Origin of the sequence: Janibacter sp. FSL W8-0316 (assembly GCF_038004165.1) — a bacterium.
GTDB lineage: Bacteria > Actinomycetota > Actinomycetes > Actinomycetales > Dermatophilaceae > Janibacter > Janibacter indicus.
This window is the reverse complement of record NZ_JBBOQX010000001.1, coordinates 1,917,355-1,931,043: the sequence shown is the minus strand read 5'-3', so window position 1 is coordinate 1,931,043 and position 13,689 is coordinate 1,917,355. Positions and strand designations below refer to the sequence as shown.

The 13,689-nt window shown below is 73.0% G+C and carries 15 protein-coding genes; 7 read left to right on the top strand and 8 right to left on the bottom strand.

Features of this window, described 5'->3' with window-relative positions; genetic code table 11:
* Positions 1-189: 189 nt before the first annotated feature.
* Genes NYE39_RS09515 through NYE39_RS09495 form a run of 5 tightly spaced genes read right to left on the bottom strand, consistent with a single transcriptional unit; the run spans position 190 to position 5,165 of the window.
* Positions 190-1,107 (bottom strand): type II secretion system F family protein, encoded by a 918-nt coding sequence (locus NYE39_RS09515; protein WP_341012505.1) that lies wholly within the window; start codon positions 1,105-1,107, stop codon positions 190-192.
* Positions 1,104-1,979 (bottom strand): type II secretion system F family protein, encoded by an 876-nt coding sequence (locus NYE39_RS09510; protein ID WP_234993707.1) that lies wholly within the window; start codon positions 1,977-1,979, stop codon positions 1,104-1,106. Before NYE39_RS09510 ends, NYE39_RS09515 begins: the two co-directional genes overlap by 4 nt.
* The gene (locus NYE39_RS09505; protein WP_192911036.1) at positions 1,976-3,604 is read right to left on the bottom strand and encodes a CpaF family protein; all 1,629 of its coding nucleotides are present in this window, start codon (positions 3,602-3,604) and stop codon (positions 1,976-1,978) included. Before NYE39_RS09505 ends, NYE39_RS09510 begins: the two co-directional genes overlap by 4 nt.
* Positions 3,601-4,398, bottom strand: a complete 798-nt coding sequence (locus NYE39_RS09500; RefSeq protein ID WP_072625773.1) for a MinD/ParA family ATP-binding protein — start codon at positions 4,396-4,398, stop codon at positions 3,601-3,603. Before NYE39_RS09500 ends, NYE39_RS09505 begins: the two co-directional genes overlap by 4 nt.
* A complete protein-coding gene (locus NYE39_RS09495) occupies positions 4,398-5,165 on the bottom strand; it encodes an SAF domain-containing protein (protein ID WP_072625772.1) in 768 nt (255 codons plus the stop codon). The genes NYE39_RS09500 and NYE39_RS09495 overlap by 1 nt, the downstream gene beginning before the upstream one ends.
* A 133-nt stretch (positions 5,166-5,298) precedes the next feature.
* On the opposite strand from NYE39_RS09495, the gene NYE39_RS09490 reads away from it, so the two are divergent.
* The 5 genes from NYE39_RS09490 to NYE39_RS09470 all read left to right on the top strand — a co-directional run bounded on the left by NYE39_RS09490 (position 5,299) and on the right by NYE39_RS09470 (position 9,638).
* Positions 5,299-5,793, top strand: coding sequence for a flavodoxin family protein (locus tag NYE39_RS09490; protein ID WP_072625771.1), 495 nt, complete (start codon positions 5,299-5,301; stop codon positions 5,791-5,793).
* Positions 5,794-5,895: 102 nt separating this feature from the next.
* On the top strand, positions 5,896-6,651 hold the full coding sequence (locus tag NYE39_RS09485; RefSeq protein ID WP_341012504.1) for a hypothetical protein: 756 nt from the start codon (positions 5,896-5,898) through the stop codon (positions 6,649-6,651).
* Complete coding sequence (locus NYE39_RS09480; protein ID WP_341012503.1) at positions 6,651-8,342, top strand: hypothetical protein; 1,692 nt, start codon at positions 6,651-6,653, stop codon at positions 8,340-8,342. Before NYE39_RS09485 ends, NYE39_RS09480 begins: the two co-directional genes overlap by 1 nt.
* A gap of 31 nt (positions 8,343-8,373) precedes the next feature.
* Positions 8,374-8,781 carry a hypothetical protein gene (locus NYE39_RS09475; RefSeq protein ID WP_192911034.1) on the top strand — a complete coding sequence of 136 codons (408 nt, stop codon included), beginning with the start codon at positions 8,374-8,376 and terminating at the stop codon, positions 8,779-8,781.
* A gap of 92 nt (positions 8,782-8,873) precedes the next feature.
* Positions 8,874-9,638, top strand: coding sequence for a thioesterase family protein (locus tag NYE39_RS09470; protein WP_341012502.1), 765 nt, complete (start codon positions 8,874-8,876; stop codon positions 9,636-9,638).
* 84 nt (positions 9,639-9,722) lie between these two features.
* On the opposite strand, the gene NYE39_RS09465 is transcribed toward NYE39_RS09470, so the two are convergent.
* The 3 genes from NYE39_RS09465 to NYE39_RS09455 are packed head-to-tail and all read right to left on the bottom strand — an operon-like array spanning position 9,723 to position 11,635.
* The gene (locus tag NYE39_RS09465; protein ID WP_192911032.1) at positions 9,723-10,241 is read right to left on the bottom strand and encodes a hypothetical protein; all 519 of its coding nucleotides are present in this window, start codon (positions 10,239-10,241) and stop codon (positions 9,723-9,725) included.
* A gap of 42 nt (positions 10,242-10,283) precedes the next feature.
* Positions 10,284-11,051 carry a hypothetical protein gene (locus NYE39_RS09460; protein ID WP_341012500.1) on the bottom strand — a complete coding sequence of 256 codons (768 nt, stop codon included), beginning with the start codon at positions 11,049-11,051 and terminating at the stop codon, positions 10,284-10,286.
* Entirely contained in the window at positions 11,048-11,635 is a 588-nt protein-coding gene (locus NYE39_RS09455; protein ID WP_341012499.1) for a DinB family protein, read from the bottom strand. Before NYE39_RS09455 ends, NYE39_RS09460 begins: the two co-directional genes overlap by 4 nt.
* Before the next feature lie 125 nt (positions 11,636-11,760).
* Here NYE39_RS09455 and NYE39_RS09450 point away from each other — a divergent pair, with 125 nt between their 5' ends.
* Positions 11,761-12,465: a DUF1361 domain-containing protein gene (locus tag NYE39_RS09450; protein ID WP_341012498.1), complete on the top strand. Its 705-nt coding sequence runs from the start codon at positions 11,761-11,763 to the stop codon at positions 12,463-12,465.
* Entirely contained in the window at positions 12,462-13,667 is a 1,206-nt protein-coding gene (locus tag NYE39_RS09445) for an MFS transporter (protein WP_341012497.1), read from the top strand. The genes NYE39_RS09450 and NYE39_RS09445 overlap by 4 nt, the downstream gene beginning before the upstream one ends.
* The last annotated feature ends 22 nt before the right edge of the window (positions 13,668-13,689 follow it).

The following is a 13,689-nucleotide window of genomic DNA, read 5'->3' as shown; positions in this document are numbered from 1 at the left end:
GCGGTAGACGCCCCGGACACGTTCGCGCCCAGAACCGTCAGAAGGGCGGCCGCGCCGACTGAAGCAGCCGCAGTGCGTGCAGGGGCCGTTGGTTCGTCGTTCGACTTTTCATTGCTTCCCCTTGTCTGGTCATCCGGTGACCACCTCAGGCTAGGACGTGGGGAATCTGTCGCAACTTGAGATTGCGGATCAGGCGCCGATGATCCGCAGCAGGGAGGGAGTCACGAGGATGGCCATGAAGATCAGCCCGAGTGTGGACATCGGGATCGACATCCGCTCACCCGTGGCGTTGGCCTCGGCGAGGGCGGAGTTGAGCTCGGCGGTGCGCATGCTCTGCGAGCGCGAGCGCAGGGTCTGGTAGACCTGCGCGCCCTCCTCGCCGGACAGGCGCATGATGTCGGCGAGGTCGGCGAGCTCCGGCAGGCCGAGCTCGTCGGAGAGCTTGCGCAGAGCGTCCCAGGGCGGCAGGCCGGACCAGCGGGAGCGGGACAGCTCCTCGGCGAGCCGGCGGAAGACCCAGGAGTCGCCGATGTTGGCCGCGATCTCCATCGCCTGGCGGGGCCCGGAGCCGCTGTTGCGCTCGAGCGCCACGAGGTCGATGTAGGAGGCCAGGGCGCGGCCGAACTCCTTGCGGGCAGCCTTGGCGTCGTCCTTGACGTTGTAGTCCGGCAGGAAGAACAAGCCGACTGCGCCGCCCGCGGAGGCGAGGAGGGTGATGATCCAGGGCAGGCCGAACCCGAAGAAGGAGAGGACGGTGAGCAACATGACCGGGATGAAGGCGCCCAGGATCGCGAAGACGACCTTTTCGCCGTAGAAGCGGTGCACCGGGATGCGCATGAGCGCCAGCTCGCGGTAGGGCGGCGCACCGAGGGAGTCGAGGGGCAGGGTGCGCATGGCCCAGCGGCCGAGCTTGTCGCGGGCGTCGCCCTCGGCGGCACCCGCCTCGACCGCACCCTCGTCGTGCGCGGACAAGGAGCGGTCCGGGGAGAGTCGGTCGAGGGCGGTGGCGAGGTCGACCTGGGCGGGCCGGAAGCGCCAGACGAGCATCGACAGGCCGAGCCCGACGAGGGCGCCGGCAATCATCGCGATCTGCAGGGTGGTGGTCATCGACGCGCCTCCTCGGCGACCTCGTTGCCGATGAAGCGGGGCAGCTTCTTGCCTTTGGCCATCGACTTCATCCAGACGAGTGCCCCGACGTAGGCGGCGAGCAGCACCGTGAGGATGACCTGGCCGATGCCGCTGCGGTAGGGCTCGAACATCGTCGTGAAGAAGAACATGATGACCAGCACCGCGAGGGTGATGATCGTGACCCAGCGGGCGGTGGCCCGGGGCTTGGCCCGGTCGGCCTCGACCATGCGGCGCGAGCGCACGTCCTCGCCGACGGCGACGGCGACGGACTCGAGGACGCTCGCCAGGCCGGCGCCGCGACGCTGGGCGCCGAGCAGGAGGTTGGCGGCGAGCAGGTCGCCCGTGGAGTCGTCGAGGTCGTCGGCGAAGGCGCGCAGGGCGTCGTCGGTGGGCCAGCGCGCCCGCAGGCGGGCTGCCAAGAGGTTGACCTCGGGCTCGATCTCCTTGGGCGCCGAGCGCAGCGTTGCGACGATGGCCTGCTCGAGGCCGACACCGACGGTGAGCACGCCGGCGAGGGAGCGGGTCCACTCCTCCATCGCCTCGAGCCGGTCGATGCTCGCCTCGGCATCGCCGGAGCTGAGCAGCCACGGCAGGCCGATGATCGTCGCCGGGATGAGGACGATGGCGATGACCCAGCCGGTGAAGAGCGCGAAGATCACCCCCGCGACGACCCCGATGATGATGATCTGCCGGGTCCGGCGCGGCAGCTTGTCCCACCAGCCGTCACGGTCGGCGGCGGCGAGCTTGACCTTCTTGGGGCGCGGCGGGACCTTGCGCATGCCCTCGACGAAGGTGATGCCCGCGAGGACGAGCAGGCCGCCCATGAGGGCGCCGGTCAGCCAAGGGCTCACTGCGGTGCCCGGGCGAAGTAGCCGTCGAGGTCGAACCCCCACCGGGCGAGCGAGCGGTAGTCGTCGGGCAGGATCCCCGGGATCGGCGCCCCGCCCTGCGGGTTGGGTTGGAAGACGTGGGTCGTCGCCGGCCCGTCCTCGCCCGGGTGGATCGCGATGATCTCGCTGACGTAGCGCTCGCGGCGGGCCTCGCCGTCGGCGGTGGGCGCGGTGTCGAGCTGCAGCTGGACGATGACGTCGATGTGCTCGGCGACCGCGCGCTCGGCGTAGGCCTCGGTGACGTGCGAGCCGGCCTCCATGGCACAGGTGATGAGCTTGCGGATCGCGCCGACGGCATTGGCCGAGTGGGTCGTGCTGATCGAGCCGGAGCCGGACTGCATCGCCTTGATCATCGCCAGCACCTCGCGACCGCGGACCTCACCGACGATCTGGCGCGAGAGGTTGAAGCGGAAGGAGTCGTAGAGGAGGTCGTCGAGCGGGATCTCGCCGGCCTGACGGCCGTCGGCCCCGACCTCGCCGGAACCGGGACGCGACTCCCAGGCGACGATGCGGCGGTGCTTCTCCGGCAGCTCGTGCAGGTGCAGCTCGTACTCGGTCTCGAAGGTGCCGATGCGCTCCCACGGGTCGAGCTCGGCGCACAGGGCCCGGACCATCGTCGTCTTGCCCGCGCCCTGGGCGCCGGCGACGACGATGCTCTTCTTCGCCTTGACTGCGGCCCGCAGGAAGGAGACGGCGACCGCGTCGAGCATGCCGCGCTCGGACAGCTCCTCGAGGGTGATCTCGCGCAGCCGGTGGCGTCGGATGACCATCGACGGCCGGGGGGTGACCCATGCCGTCGCGGCGAGCCGGGCGCCGCCGTCGAGGCGCATGTGCAGGCGCGGCTGGGCCTCGGAGAAGGGCCGGGCGTTGACCTCGGAGCGGCTGGCGAGGAAGACGAGGAAGTCGATGAGCTCCTGGTCGTTCTCGGCAACCGGCGGGCCCGGGCGCAGCGTGCCGTCGGTGTACTCGAGGAGCACCTGGTCGCAGCCGGTGATCTCGATGTTCTCGACGTGCTCGTCGTCGACGAGGGGCTGCAGCCGGCCGAGACCGAAGAGCGCGTCGAAGACGGCCTGACCGATGCGGTCCTGCTCGTCCATCGACCAGGCGCGCCGGCCGACGGCGAGGTTGTTGGCGGCGGTCGTCTGGAGCAGCTCGACGATGATCGAGCGGCCCAGCTCGCGCTGCGCCTGCTGGTCGAGGTGCTGGCGGTCCTGGAGGGCCCCGGTGAGCATCTCGGAGGCCTGGGTGCGCAGCTCGGCGACCTGGCTCCAGTCGATCTCGGTGTCGTGGACGGTGTCGGCGCTCAGCCGCTGCGCGGGCACCGTCGAGACACGCTGCGCGCCCCCGGACGAAGGGGGCGGAGCCGCCGGCTGTCCCGGGGGCGGGGTGGCCGCGGCCTGGCCCATGCCCCACGTCGGCGGGGGCGGGGTCTGCGTCGGTGCCGCGTGCCGGTCGTGCGGCGAGACGCTGCCGGCGCCGGCAGCCAGGCGCTGGGAGATGTCGTCGCGCGGGCGGGTCTCCTCCGGCGGGTCGGTCTCCTGCGCGAAGAGCGGCAGGGAGGTGGGGTCGAAGGGGGGCTGGCTCATGCCTGACCTGCCTCCTGGACGCGCTGGGTGCCCAGACGCTGTCGGTTGTTGGCGATGAGTCCCTGCGAGGAGCTCACGGTCGCTCGCAGGGCGCGGTTGAGCGGCCCGGAGGCGAAGCCCTTCTTCGGGCGCTGGCCCGAGTGGTAGACCTCGGCGGACTCGGGGTCCCACGGGATCTCGGCGACGACCGGCAGGCCGAGGACCGCGCGGATCTCGCGGGCGGAGTAGGGCCGACCGGGGCCGACGAGCAGGACGCCGAGCTGGTGCGCGGCACCCATGCCGGCGAGCTGCTCGCGCAGCGCGCGGGCCCACCCGCGGGCGCCGGACACGGCCGGCAGGTCGCTGTGCAGCACGAGCAGGGAGAGGTCGGAGCCGCGCACGAGCGGCATCGGGGAGTGCTCCAGGCCCAAGCGGCCGGCGTCGACGACGACGTCGACGCCGCGCTGCTCCATGCCGCGCAGCACACCGGACAGCGGCTCCCAGAGGTTGGTCATCGACGCGGCCTGCTGGTGCGAGCGGATGCCGGGCACGAACTCGACGTTGGAGCCGGGCAGGGTCATCGACACCGTCGCGATGGCCGCGCCGAGGTTGCCCACGCGGTTGGCCACCGCGAGGTCGAGGAGGCCCCGGTCGTGGACGGTCTGGCCCTGCAGGTAGCCGGCGAGGACCGCCGAGGACCCGGTCGGGTCGGCGTCGACGAGCATGACGTGTCGCTGCCAGGCGAGGGCCATGCCGAGCGCGGAGACGGTCACCCCGGGGGAGCCCGAGGCGGAGAAGAGCGTGACGACGGCCATCAGCTGGTCGGCGAGGCGCTCGGGGTGGTGTCCGAGGTCGAGTCGGACGGCTCGGCCGCGGTGTCCCCGGAGCCGTTGCCCTTGGACTTCACGACGATCGCGACCTCCTGGCGGGCCGCGGCGGCGGCCAGCGGGGAGGCGTCGTCGGTGCGGACCTGCACGTCGACGAGCTTGGTCTGGCCGTCGTCGGACATGTCGACGCTCGAGACGATGCCCTCGTAGGTCGTCGGACGGCCGGTGATCGCCTCGGCGCTCGCCGGCACGACGACGGCCTCGATCGGCTGACCGACCCGCAGGTCGCCGGTGACGCCCTGACCCGGGGTGAGCGCCAGACCGACGATCGACCAACCGTCGGCCGGGGCGATCTCGGCCGAGACCGACTCTCGGGTCACGAGCGAGCCCTTGGCCATGTCGACGTTGGCGTACATGCCGATGAGGCTGCGCTGCTCGTCCCACGACAGCGGCGAGATGGAGTTGTCGCGGCGCAGCTGGGTGCGCACGAGGTCGGTCTCCTTGATGACGTCGCCGCGCTCGATGTCGGCCCGCACGGCGACGTAGTCGTCGGTGCCGGACAGGGTGCTCAGCAGGAAGGCACCGAGCAGGGCACCGAGCGCGGTGAGCAGGACCGAGACCGCGATGAGCATGGGGCGGCGACGCAACTTGGGCGGCTCGGGGGCGGCGGCCCCCTCGGCGGTGTTGCCGTCGCCGTTGCGGTTGCGGCGGGTGGCCTGCTCCGCCGGTGGCGGCTCAGCGGTGGGGGCGGTCATGGGTGCAACTCCCTGTGCGTCGTGCCCGAGGGGTGCGGTCGTGCGTGACGGCTCCCCGATGTCCGGGGATCAGGCTAAGGCACGGCGGGCCCCTCCGGCACGCGGCGGCCCACCAGCGGGCACGATGGGAGACATGGCCCGTCTCCTCGTCGTCCACCACAGCCCCACGCGCTCCACGCAGGCGCTGCTCGACGCGGCGCTCGCCGGGGCCCGCCACCCCGACATCGAGGGGGTCGAGGTGCAGGTCGTCCCGGCCCTCGAGGCCACGGCCGATGACGTCCTTGCCGCTGACGGTTATCTCCTGGGCACCCCGGCCAACTTCGGCTACATGTCGGGGGCCCTCAAGCACTTCTTCGACTCGACCTTCCTCCAGGTCGGCGGTGCCCTCGACGACTCCGGCGGCGCCGGCGACGGCTCCGGGGGCGGGTCCACCGCCAAACGGCCCTACGGGCTGTGGGTCCACGGCCGCTACGACGTCACCGGCGCCGTGCGCGCCGTCGGCTCGATCGTCCAGGCCCTCGACTGGCGGCAGGCCGCCGAGGTCCTCGAGGTCGTCGGCGACGTCGACGACGCCGCCCTCGAGTCGGCGACCGAGCTCGGCGGCACGCTCGCAGCCCTCCTCACCTGACCTGCGGCCGTCCCCCTTCGTCCGCGGAGGGGAGAACTCCCCATTCCCCATTCGCCCGCTTGTCCCTAGCGTCGTCACCACCGGCGGCATCGAGGGAGAGTCATGGCGCAGCAGACGAGGTTCAGAGCACGCACGATCGGGGCACGGACGCTCGACGTCCTCACCCGGGCCGTCCGGGGGGAGCCGCCGGCGGGTCACGCCGAGCAGTGGGCCGAGCTCGTCGACGCCGGCATCGCCACGCCCCGGCGCGAGCTGCAGCCGCGGTGGCACGAGGTGCTCACCGAGGCGGCCACGGCGCCGGTGCGCTTCGAGGTCGACTCGCGGATGGGCCGGGCGGGGATGCGCAGCCGGATCTCGCTCACCCCGCGGATCGGCCTGTCGATCACCGAGCGCCGCCGGCTCACGGTCACCGACGACGAGATCGCCGTCGAGGCGGTCGAGGACGCCGTCGAGATCGCGTTCTTCGATCCGCGGATCATCTGGCCGGCCGTGCAGCGGACCCTGCCCCCGAGCCCGGCCGTCCGGGCGGAGGGCGGCGCCGACCCGCGCCTCGAGCACACCGTCGGCGTCATCCGTGACGTGCCCGAACGCTCGGCCCTGCCCGACGAGGTGCTCACGCGGCTCGCCGGTGCCGACGTCGAGGTGGGCCTGGTGCTGCAGGTCGACAACGGGAGCGAGACCCCCTTCGTCACGGCGCGGCACTGGCTCGAAGGGGACGACGGTCGCCTGCTCGAGGTCCGCCTGCTCGAGGACGAGGTCGAGGTCGTCGAGGTGCCGGCCGGGACCGTCGCGGCCGAGATCGCCTGGCTGACGGTCGGGGCCTTCGACCTGCGCTCGCGCGCCCGGACGGTGGCGTGATGAGCGTCAGCGAGGGGATGGACGTCGAGCGGGTCCGCTCGATCGCCGCACAGCTCGGCCGCTCCAGCGAACGCATCCGGGGCGTCCACGGCGACGGTACCGGCAGCATGCGGGTGCTCGACGGGGTGTGGGCCGGGCCCGACCTCGAGACCTTCAGCCGCGGCTGGGATGCCGGGGCGAGCTCGCTCGAGTCGGCGGCCGCCGCGCTCGCCGGCCTGCAGCGCGACCTGCTGCGGCAGGCGCAGGACCAGGACAGCGCCTCCGGCGACGGGTCTGGCGGGGGTGGCTCCGGTGGCGGCCCCGCCGACGACCGCGGCCGCGACCCGCGGGAGGTCATCGAGGACTTCTTCGACGACCTCTTCGACGGGGACGGCGACGACGGGGGCGGCGGCTGGAGCCTGCCCAACCCGGTCGACGGCCTCCGAGACGCCTGGGACCGGGGCACCGAGGCGGTCGAGGACGCCTGGGACTGGGCCGGCGACCGGGGGCGGGACGTCGTCGAGTGGGGGCGTGACGGGCTGGACTGGCTCGGTGACCGGGGCCGCGACCTGGTCGACGCGGGGCGCAACTTCTGGGACGAGCAGGTCGTCACCCGGTGGGACGCCGGGATGGCGGCGCTCGCCCGGCTGGGGCCGTCGATCGTCAACTTCGGCGAGCAGTTCACCCAGATCTTCACCGAGGGCCGGTGGCCGCGCTTCCACGAGGTGGCCGCGAGCGCGATCCTGCTCCTGGGCCGCACCGGTGGGCTCTTGGCCAACATCGCCACCGGTGAGGACCACCAGATCTTCGACAGTGGCGACGGCGTGGTGACCTCGACCAACTCCGTCGAGGCCGACCCCGAGGTCGCCGGTCGCATCCCCACCGATCTCAACGCGCTCATGCAGATCCAGAACGACACCTACGACAACACCGAGGGGCGCGAGAGCGACAACCGGCACGTGCGCGTCACCGAGGTGCGCCAGCCCGACGGCAGCTCGGCCTACATCGTCACGGTGCCGGGGACCAACGGCCTCTTCGACTTCCCCGGGTCGGTGACCGGCGGCGACGAGGCCTTCGACAACACCTCCAACCTCGAGCTGCAGGCCGGCCAGCGCAGCGCCTCGATGGAGGCCGTCGAGGCGGCGATGGAGGAGGCCGGCATCCCGCCCGGGGCCCCGGTCATGCTCCAGGGGCACAGCCAGGGCGGCATGGTGACAGGCGAGCTCGTCCAGGACCCGGCCTTCATGGAGCGCTACAACGTCACGCACATGATCACCCAGGGCTCGCCCAACGACAGTCGCTCGATCCCGCCCGGCGTGCAGACCCTCGCGCTCGAGCACACCAACGACCCGGTGCCCAAGGTCGACTTCGGCGACAGCCTGGCCGGGCCGCCGATGCCGATCCCGCTGCCGGGGCCGCTGCCGACGGTCGTCGCCCCGATGACGCCGATCCCCAACTTCGACCCGGCGCTCGCCGGCTCCGGCGACCACGTGACGCAGGTGCGGATGGAGCCGGGTCCCGGGGTGTCGATGTTCGGCGGCGGCAACGACAGCGCGCACCACTACCGCAACTACTCCGACTCGGTGGAGCGCGAGATCGCCGCGGGCAACCCCGGCATCGTCGACTACGCCGACAGCCCCGGGATCGACGTCTTCCTCACGGGCGACGAGGGGGCGGTGACGATCACGGAGTACGGCACCGGGCGCGAGTGATCTGCGGTTGACTGGGGTCATGCGAGCGGTGATGAGCGTGAGCCTGGGGCTGGTCCTCGTCGGTGTCCTCACCGGCTGCGGCCTCTTCGGTCGGGGTGGGTCGGCGCAGGTGCCGGAGAGCCCGACCTGGCGCGAGGACGCGGTGGCGGCCATCCGTGAGACGCCCGGGGTCACCGCGGCCGAGGTGACGGTCAACGACGTCGACGACGGCGGCGGCTCCTCGGGCCCGGTCGTCTATGGCAAGTTCACCGTGAGCGGGGACGCGCAGGCGGTCGTCGACGACGCGCTGCTTCGCCTGAGCGAGGTGCTCGGCCCCGAGTCGAAGGGAGTCGGGCTCAACCTGTCGGTGACCTCGCCGGAGGGGACCGGGCAGACGCTGGGGGCCTTCGGATACGGGGGAGCGCGGCACGGGGCGGCGCTGTGGGAGCAAACGCACTGACCGACCGAGATCGCTGAGCCGAGATCGCTGGGCCGAGGTCGCAGACCCGGGGTCGGTGATCGCGACCACCGGGCTACTGCTGCAATGGGGCCGTGGCCTACTTCGAACGCATCGACGCATCCACCGTCCGCCCCACCCCCCACACCGGAGGTGCCTGGGCCGAGCACGAGCAGCACATCGCCCCGGCGATCGGTCTGCTCGCCCATGTCGTCGAGGTCGACCGGGATGCCCGGCGGGACGACGGGCTGCCGCTCGCCCGGATCTCCTGCGACATCCTCGGGACGGTGCCACTCGAGCCGTGCACCCACGAGGTGCGGGTGCTGCGCCCCGGGAGGACGGTCGAGCTCGTCGAGGCGACCCTCAGCCACGGCGGCCGTGCGGTCGTCGTCGCCCGCGCCTGGCTCATCGCCACCGGGGACACGACCGCCCTCGAGCACAGCGACCTGCCCCGGATCCCCGGGCCCGACGAGGTCGAGCCCTGGGACGCCGGGAGCGTCTGGCCCGGTGGCTTCATCGCCTCGACCGAGGTGCGACGTCGGGCCGCGGCCCCCGGGCGCGGTCAGGTGTGGGTGCGCACCGACGTGCCGCTGGTCGACGAACCCCACAGCCGGCTCGCCGCGGCCGTCGGGCTGCTCGACATCGCCAACGGGATGAACGTCCTCGCCTCCCCGCGGGAGGTCCTCTTCCCCAACGTCGACCTCACGGCGCACTTCTTCCGCACCCCGGGCGAGGGGTGGCTCGGCCTCGACACGAGCGTCTCCTTCGGCCCTGACGGTCACGGGTTAACCTCGAGCATCGTGCACGACGAGCAGGGGCCGGTCGGCACGCTCGCGCAGGCGCTGACCGTGCGTCCCTGACCCCGGCTGTGTCACGACGCTGCCGGCACCACGACGAGGGGCCCCGCCGAACTGGCGGGGCCCCTCGGTGTCGCTGCCGGGCGATCAGGCGTGGCGCGCGGTGTAGCGGCTGTGGCGCGCGGTGTAGCGGGAGTTGGCGCGACGCAGGGCGACGGCACCGGCGACGACGCACAGGGTCCAGACGCCGAGGGCGATCCAGCCGGCCAGCCACGTGGCGGCCGCACCGACGAGGACGACCGCGGCGAGGACGCAGGCGACGGCGATGAGGTTGCGGCGGATGGCCGCGACCGACTCGGGGCTGGCGTGGCGGTGGCGCAGGTTGTGGCCGACCGGCGTCGCGACCGGCTCGACCTCGGGGGTCGGCGCAGCAGGGGCGGCCTCGGTGGCGGTCTCGGTGGTGCGGCCCTCGACGGCGGTCACGGTGGCGGCGCCGGGGGCGGCAGCCTCCTCGACGGCGTCGCGGAAGGCCAGACGCGGGATGGCGGCGGTGTCCACCTCGTCGTCGTTGGTCGCGAGCATGGCCTCGAGGTCCTCCGCCTGGATGGCCCAGGTCGGCAGGTCGGTGGGTGCTGTGCGGTCAGAAGTCGTGCGCGCCGTGCTCATGGGGCCCATGATCCCGCGCGGCTGCAGGGATCCTGCGCAAATTCACCGCACCGGGCGTGTCCCGAGGTCGGCGATGTCCTGCGTCACACGAGTCACACGTGCCTCAGCCGTGTTGACCCGGTCACGCGCGACGACGAGCGCGGCCCGCACCTGCGACTCCTCGAGCCGGGCCGCGGAGAGCTCGCGCTCGGCCTCGCGCAGCTCGTCGCGGGCGGAGTCGAGGGCCGCCTGCCGAGCGCGCTCTTGCGCGTCGACCTCGGGGTCGGCCGCCCCGTCACCGGCGTCGTCGGGCAGCGGCGGCAGCAGCCGAAGGGGGGTCGCCACGGCGTCGTCGAGCTCCACCTCGCCGAAGCCCGCGTAGGTCAGGGCCCGCAGCAGCGTGCCGGAGGCGAGGGCGCGGCCGCTCTGCTCGTCGGCGAGCACCGCGACTGCCGTGGCGTCGACCTCACTCCTGGCGGCAGCACCGAAGGGGGAGCCCGTCGCCTCGGCGCACCGACCGGCCGCGGCGACGAGGGCGTCGATCGCGGCCCGGCGCTCCGGCCTGGCCTGCGCGAGGGTGGCGCCGTCCCCCTTCGCCTGGGCGGCGCGCATCCGCTCGCCGAGGGCGGTGAGGTCGGCGACCACCTGCGGCTCGTCGCGGGCGACGCGGTTGAGCAGCCACGCGGTCCGCGTCGGCTTGCGCAGGGCGGTGATCGCGGCGGCGAGGTCGGGGTCGTCCCCCTTCGCCTCCCGGGCCAGGCGGGTGCGGGTGGCGACGAAGTCCGCGGGGGCGGCTGCGTAGAGCTCGTCGACGGCGTCCTCGAGTCTCACGGGGCGTGCGCCTCGGCGATGCGGGTGAGGCGCGCGACGTAGTCGGCCCAGCGCTGCTCGTCCCACTCGGGCAGGTTGTTGCCCTCGGAGCGCAGGCCCACCGCGCCGTCGAGCTGCTCGCGGAGGATGTCGGCGTGCCCGGCGTGCCTGGCCTCGTCGAGGGCCATGTGGACGATGATCTGCCCGAGCGTCACGGTGTTGCGGTCCTCGGGCCACCACGGCACCCGGCCCTCGGCCTCGAGGGGCAGCGCCCCGATCGTCGCGTCGGCGTGGTCGAAGCAGGCCCGGCTCCAGGCGAGTACGTCGGCCATCGACTCGTCCTCGGTGGCGAACATGTCCTCGTTGTCCTCAGGGCCCACCCCCTCGACCTCCCACGGCAACTGCAGCTCGCTGGGGCGAGCGAAGGTCTCCCCGAAGTAGCCCAGCTCGCACGCCGCGGAGTGCTTGACGAGGCCGAGCAGGTTGGTGCCCGTCGGCGTGCGCGGCCGGCGGGCCTCGTAATCGTCGAGCCCCTCGAGCTTGAGCAGCAGTGCCGCCCGCTGCACGCGGAGCATGTCGTGGAGCTGGGTCCTGAGGTCCGCCATGCGACCAGCCTGCCACCGGTGGCCGACACGGGGGCGGACGAAGGGGGGAGCGGTGGCAGCCCTCCTCAGCGGGCGGGCTGGCGCTCTTCAGCGTGCTCCAAGGTGACGGGCCTACGGTGCATCGAATGGCACACATCTCGCACCCCGCGCGCTGGCTGACGGGGTTGACCCTGCTCCTGCTCGCCGGCACCGCTGCGGCGGCCGGGCTGCAGAACGTGCGCGCCGACCGCACCGGTGCCCCCGTCTTCGCCTTCCTCTTCTGGAACCTCTTCCTCGCCTGGGTCCCCTACGTGCTCGCGCTCGTCATGACTGGGCTCGACCGGCTCCGGGCTCCCGGCTGGCTGCTCGCAGGCGTCGGCGTCGTGTGGTTGCTCTTCCTGCCCAATGCGCCCTACATCCTCACCGACTTCATCCACCTCGGGGCGATCCCGGGGGCGCCACGGTGGTTCGACGCGCTGCTCATCGGCTCCTTCGCCGCGACCGGGCTCGCCCTGGGCCTGGCCTCGCTGCTGCTCGTGCACCACCTCGTCGCCGCTCGGGTCGGCAAGGTGACGGGCTGGGTCGTCGCGATCGGGTCGCTCGCGCTGTCGTCCGTCGGGATCTACCTCGGGCGCTTCCCGCGCTTCAACTCCTGGGACGTGGTCACCAACCCGCACGGACTCGTCGAGGTCATCACCTCCCGGCTCGCCGATCCCCTCGGCAACCCCTTCCTCCTCCAGTTCGCCGTGCTGATGACCGGTGGGCTCGTCGCCTCCTACCTCGTGACGTGGGGCCTGAGCCGGGCCCTCGCGGGTGGTCGCCGGACCGGGGTGGCACGGTACGGCGGGTGAGCACCCCCGCCCTCCCCGCGCAGGAGCGGCCCGCCGTACCCGTCGAGATCAAGGTCCTCGTCGCTGCGGCCTTCGTCATCGCCGTCGGCTTCGGCCTGATCACCCCGGTCCTGCCGCAGTTCGCCCAGAGCTTCGACGTCGGCGTGACCGCCGCGTCGGTCATCGTCTCGGCCTTCGCCTTCTTCCGGCTCCTCTTCGCCCCCGCGGGCGGCTCGCTCGTCGCCCGCCTGGGTGAGCGGCCGGTCTACATCGTCGGGCTGGTCATCGTCGCGCTGTCGACGGGAGCCTCGGCCTTCGCCCAGACCTACTGGCAGCTGCTCATCTTCCGCTCGCTCGGCGGCATCGGCTCGACGATGTTCACCGTCTCGGCGATGGCGCTGCTCGTGCGGCTGGCCCCGCCGAGCATTCGCGGGCGGGTCTCGTCGATGTACGGCAGCGCCTTCCTCATCGGTGGCGTCATCGGCCCCGTCATCGGCGGCGCGCTCGGCGAGCTCGGCATGCGCGTGCCCTTCGTCGTCTACGGCGTCGCGCTCCTCATCGCCGCGGCCCTCGTCGCGATCATGCTGCGGGGGACCCCCCTTCGCGCCGATCCGCTCCAGGGGGCGCTGCCACCGATGACCGTCCGCGAGGCCCTCGGGGACAGCGCCTACCGGGCGGCGATGGTCTCGGCCTTCGCCAACGGCTGGACCAACTTCGGTGTGCGCGTGGCGATCCTGCCGCTCTTCGCCGTCGCGGTCGTCGGCGAGACGTGGGCCGCGGCCGTCGCGCTCGCCGTCGGGGCCGCGGCCACCGCGCTGACGCTGCAGTTCTCCGGTCGGGTCGCCGACACCCTTGGCCGACGGCGCCCGATCCTCGGCGGCCTCGGCCTCAGCGCCGTCGGCATGGGGGCGATGGGGCTGTCCGGTGACCTCGTGCCGACCCTCGTCCTGACGACCGTGCTCGCCGTCGGGGCCGGCCTGCTCAACCCCGCCCAGCAGGCGACCGTCGCCGACGTCGTCGGCAACGGCCGGTCCGGGGGCAAGGTGCTCGCGGCCTTCCAGATGTGCCAGGACGCGGGCGGCATCGGTGGTCCGGTCGTCATCGGGGCGGTCGCCGACCTCTGGGGTTGGCAGTGGGCCTTCGCCCTGAGCGGGCTGGTGTCGGCGCTCGCGATCCTGCCGTGGCTGCGGGCCCGCGAGACCCTCGTCGTCCACGCGGGATGATCCGCGGGCGCCCCGACGTTGC

Bases quoted from the DNA above. Each gene is read 5' to 3' on its own strand.
- NYE39_RS09515 (WP_341012505.1), bottom strand. From the start codon at position 1,107: ATGACCACCACCCTGCAGATCGCGATGATTGCCGGCGCCCTCGTCGGG.
- NYE39_RS09505 (WP_192911036.1), bottom strand. From the start codon at position 3,604: ATGAGCCAGCCCCCCTTCGACCCCACCTCCCTGCCGCTCTTCGCGCAG.
- NYE39_RS09500 (WP_072625773.1), bottom strand. From the start codon at position 4,398: ATGGCCGTCGTCACGCTCTTCTCCGCCTCGGGCTCCCCCGGGGTGACC.
- NYE39_RS09495 (WP_072625772.1), bottom strand. From the start codon at position 5,165: ATGACCGCCCCCACCGCTGAGCCGCCACCGGCGGAGCAGGCCACCCGC.
- NYE39_RS09490 (WP_072625771.1), top strand. From the start codon at position 5,299: ATGGCCCGTCTCCTCGTCGTCCACCACAGCCCCACGCGCTCCACGCAG.
- NYE39_RS09485 (WP_341012504.1), top strand. From the start codon at position 5,896: ATGGCGCAGCAGACGAGGTTCAGAGCACGCACGATCGGGGCACGGACG.
- NYE39_RS09480 (WP_341012503.1), top strand. From the start codon at position 6,651: ATGAGCGTCAGCGAGGGGATGGACGTCGAGCGGGTCCGCTCGATCGCC.
- NYE39_RS09475 (WP_192911034.1), top strand. From the start codon at position 8,374: ATGAGCGTGAGCCTGGGGCTGGTCCTCGTCGGTGTCCTCACCGGCTGC.
- NYE39_RS09465 (WP_192911032.1), bottom strand. From the start codon at position 10,241: ATGAGCACGGCGCGCACGACTTCTGACCGCACAGCACCCACCGACCTG.
- NYE39_RS09455 (WP_341012499.1), bottom strand. From the start codon at position 11,635: ATGGCGGACCTCAGGACCCAGCTCCACGACATGCTCCGCGTGCAGCGG.
- NYE39_RS09450 (WP_341012498.1), top strand. From the start codon at position 11,761: ATGGCACACATCTCGCACCCCGCGCGCTGGCTGACGGGGTTGACCCTG.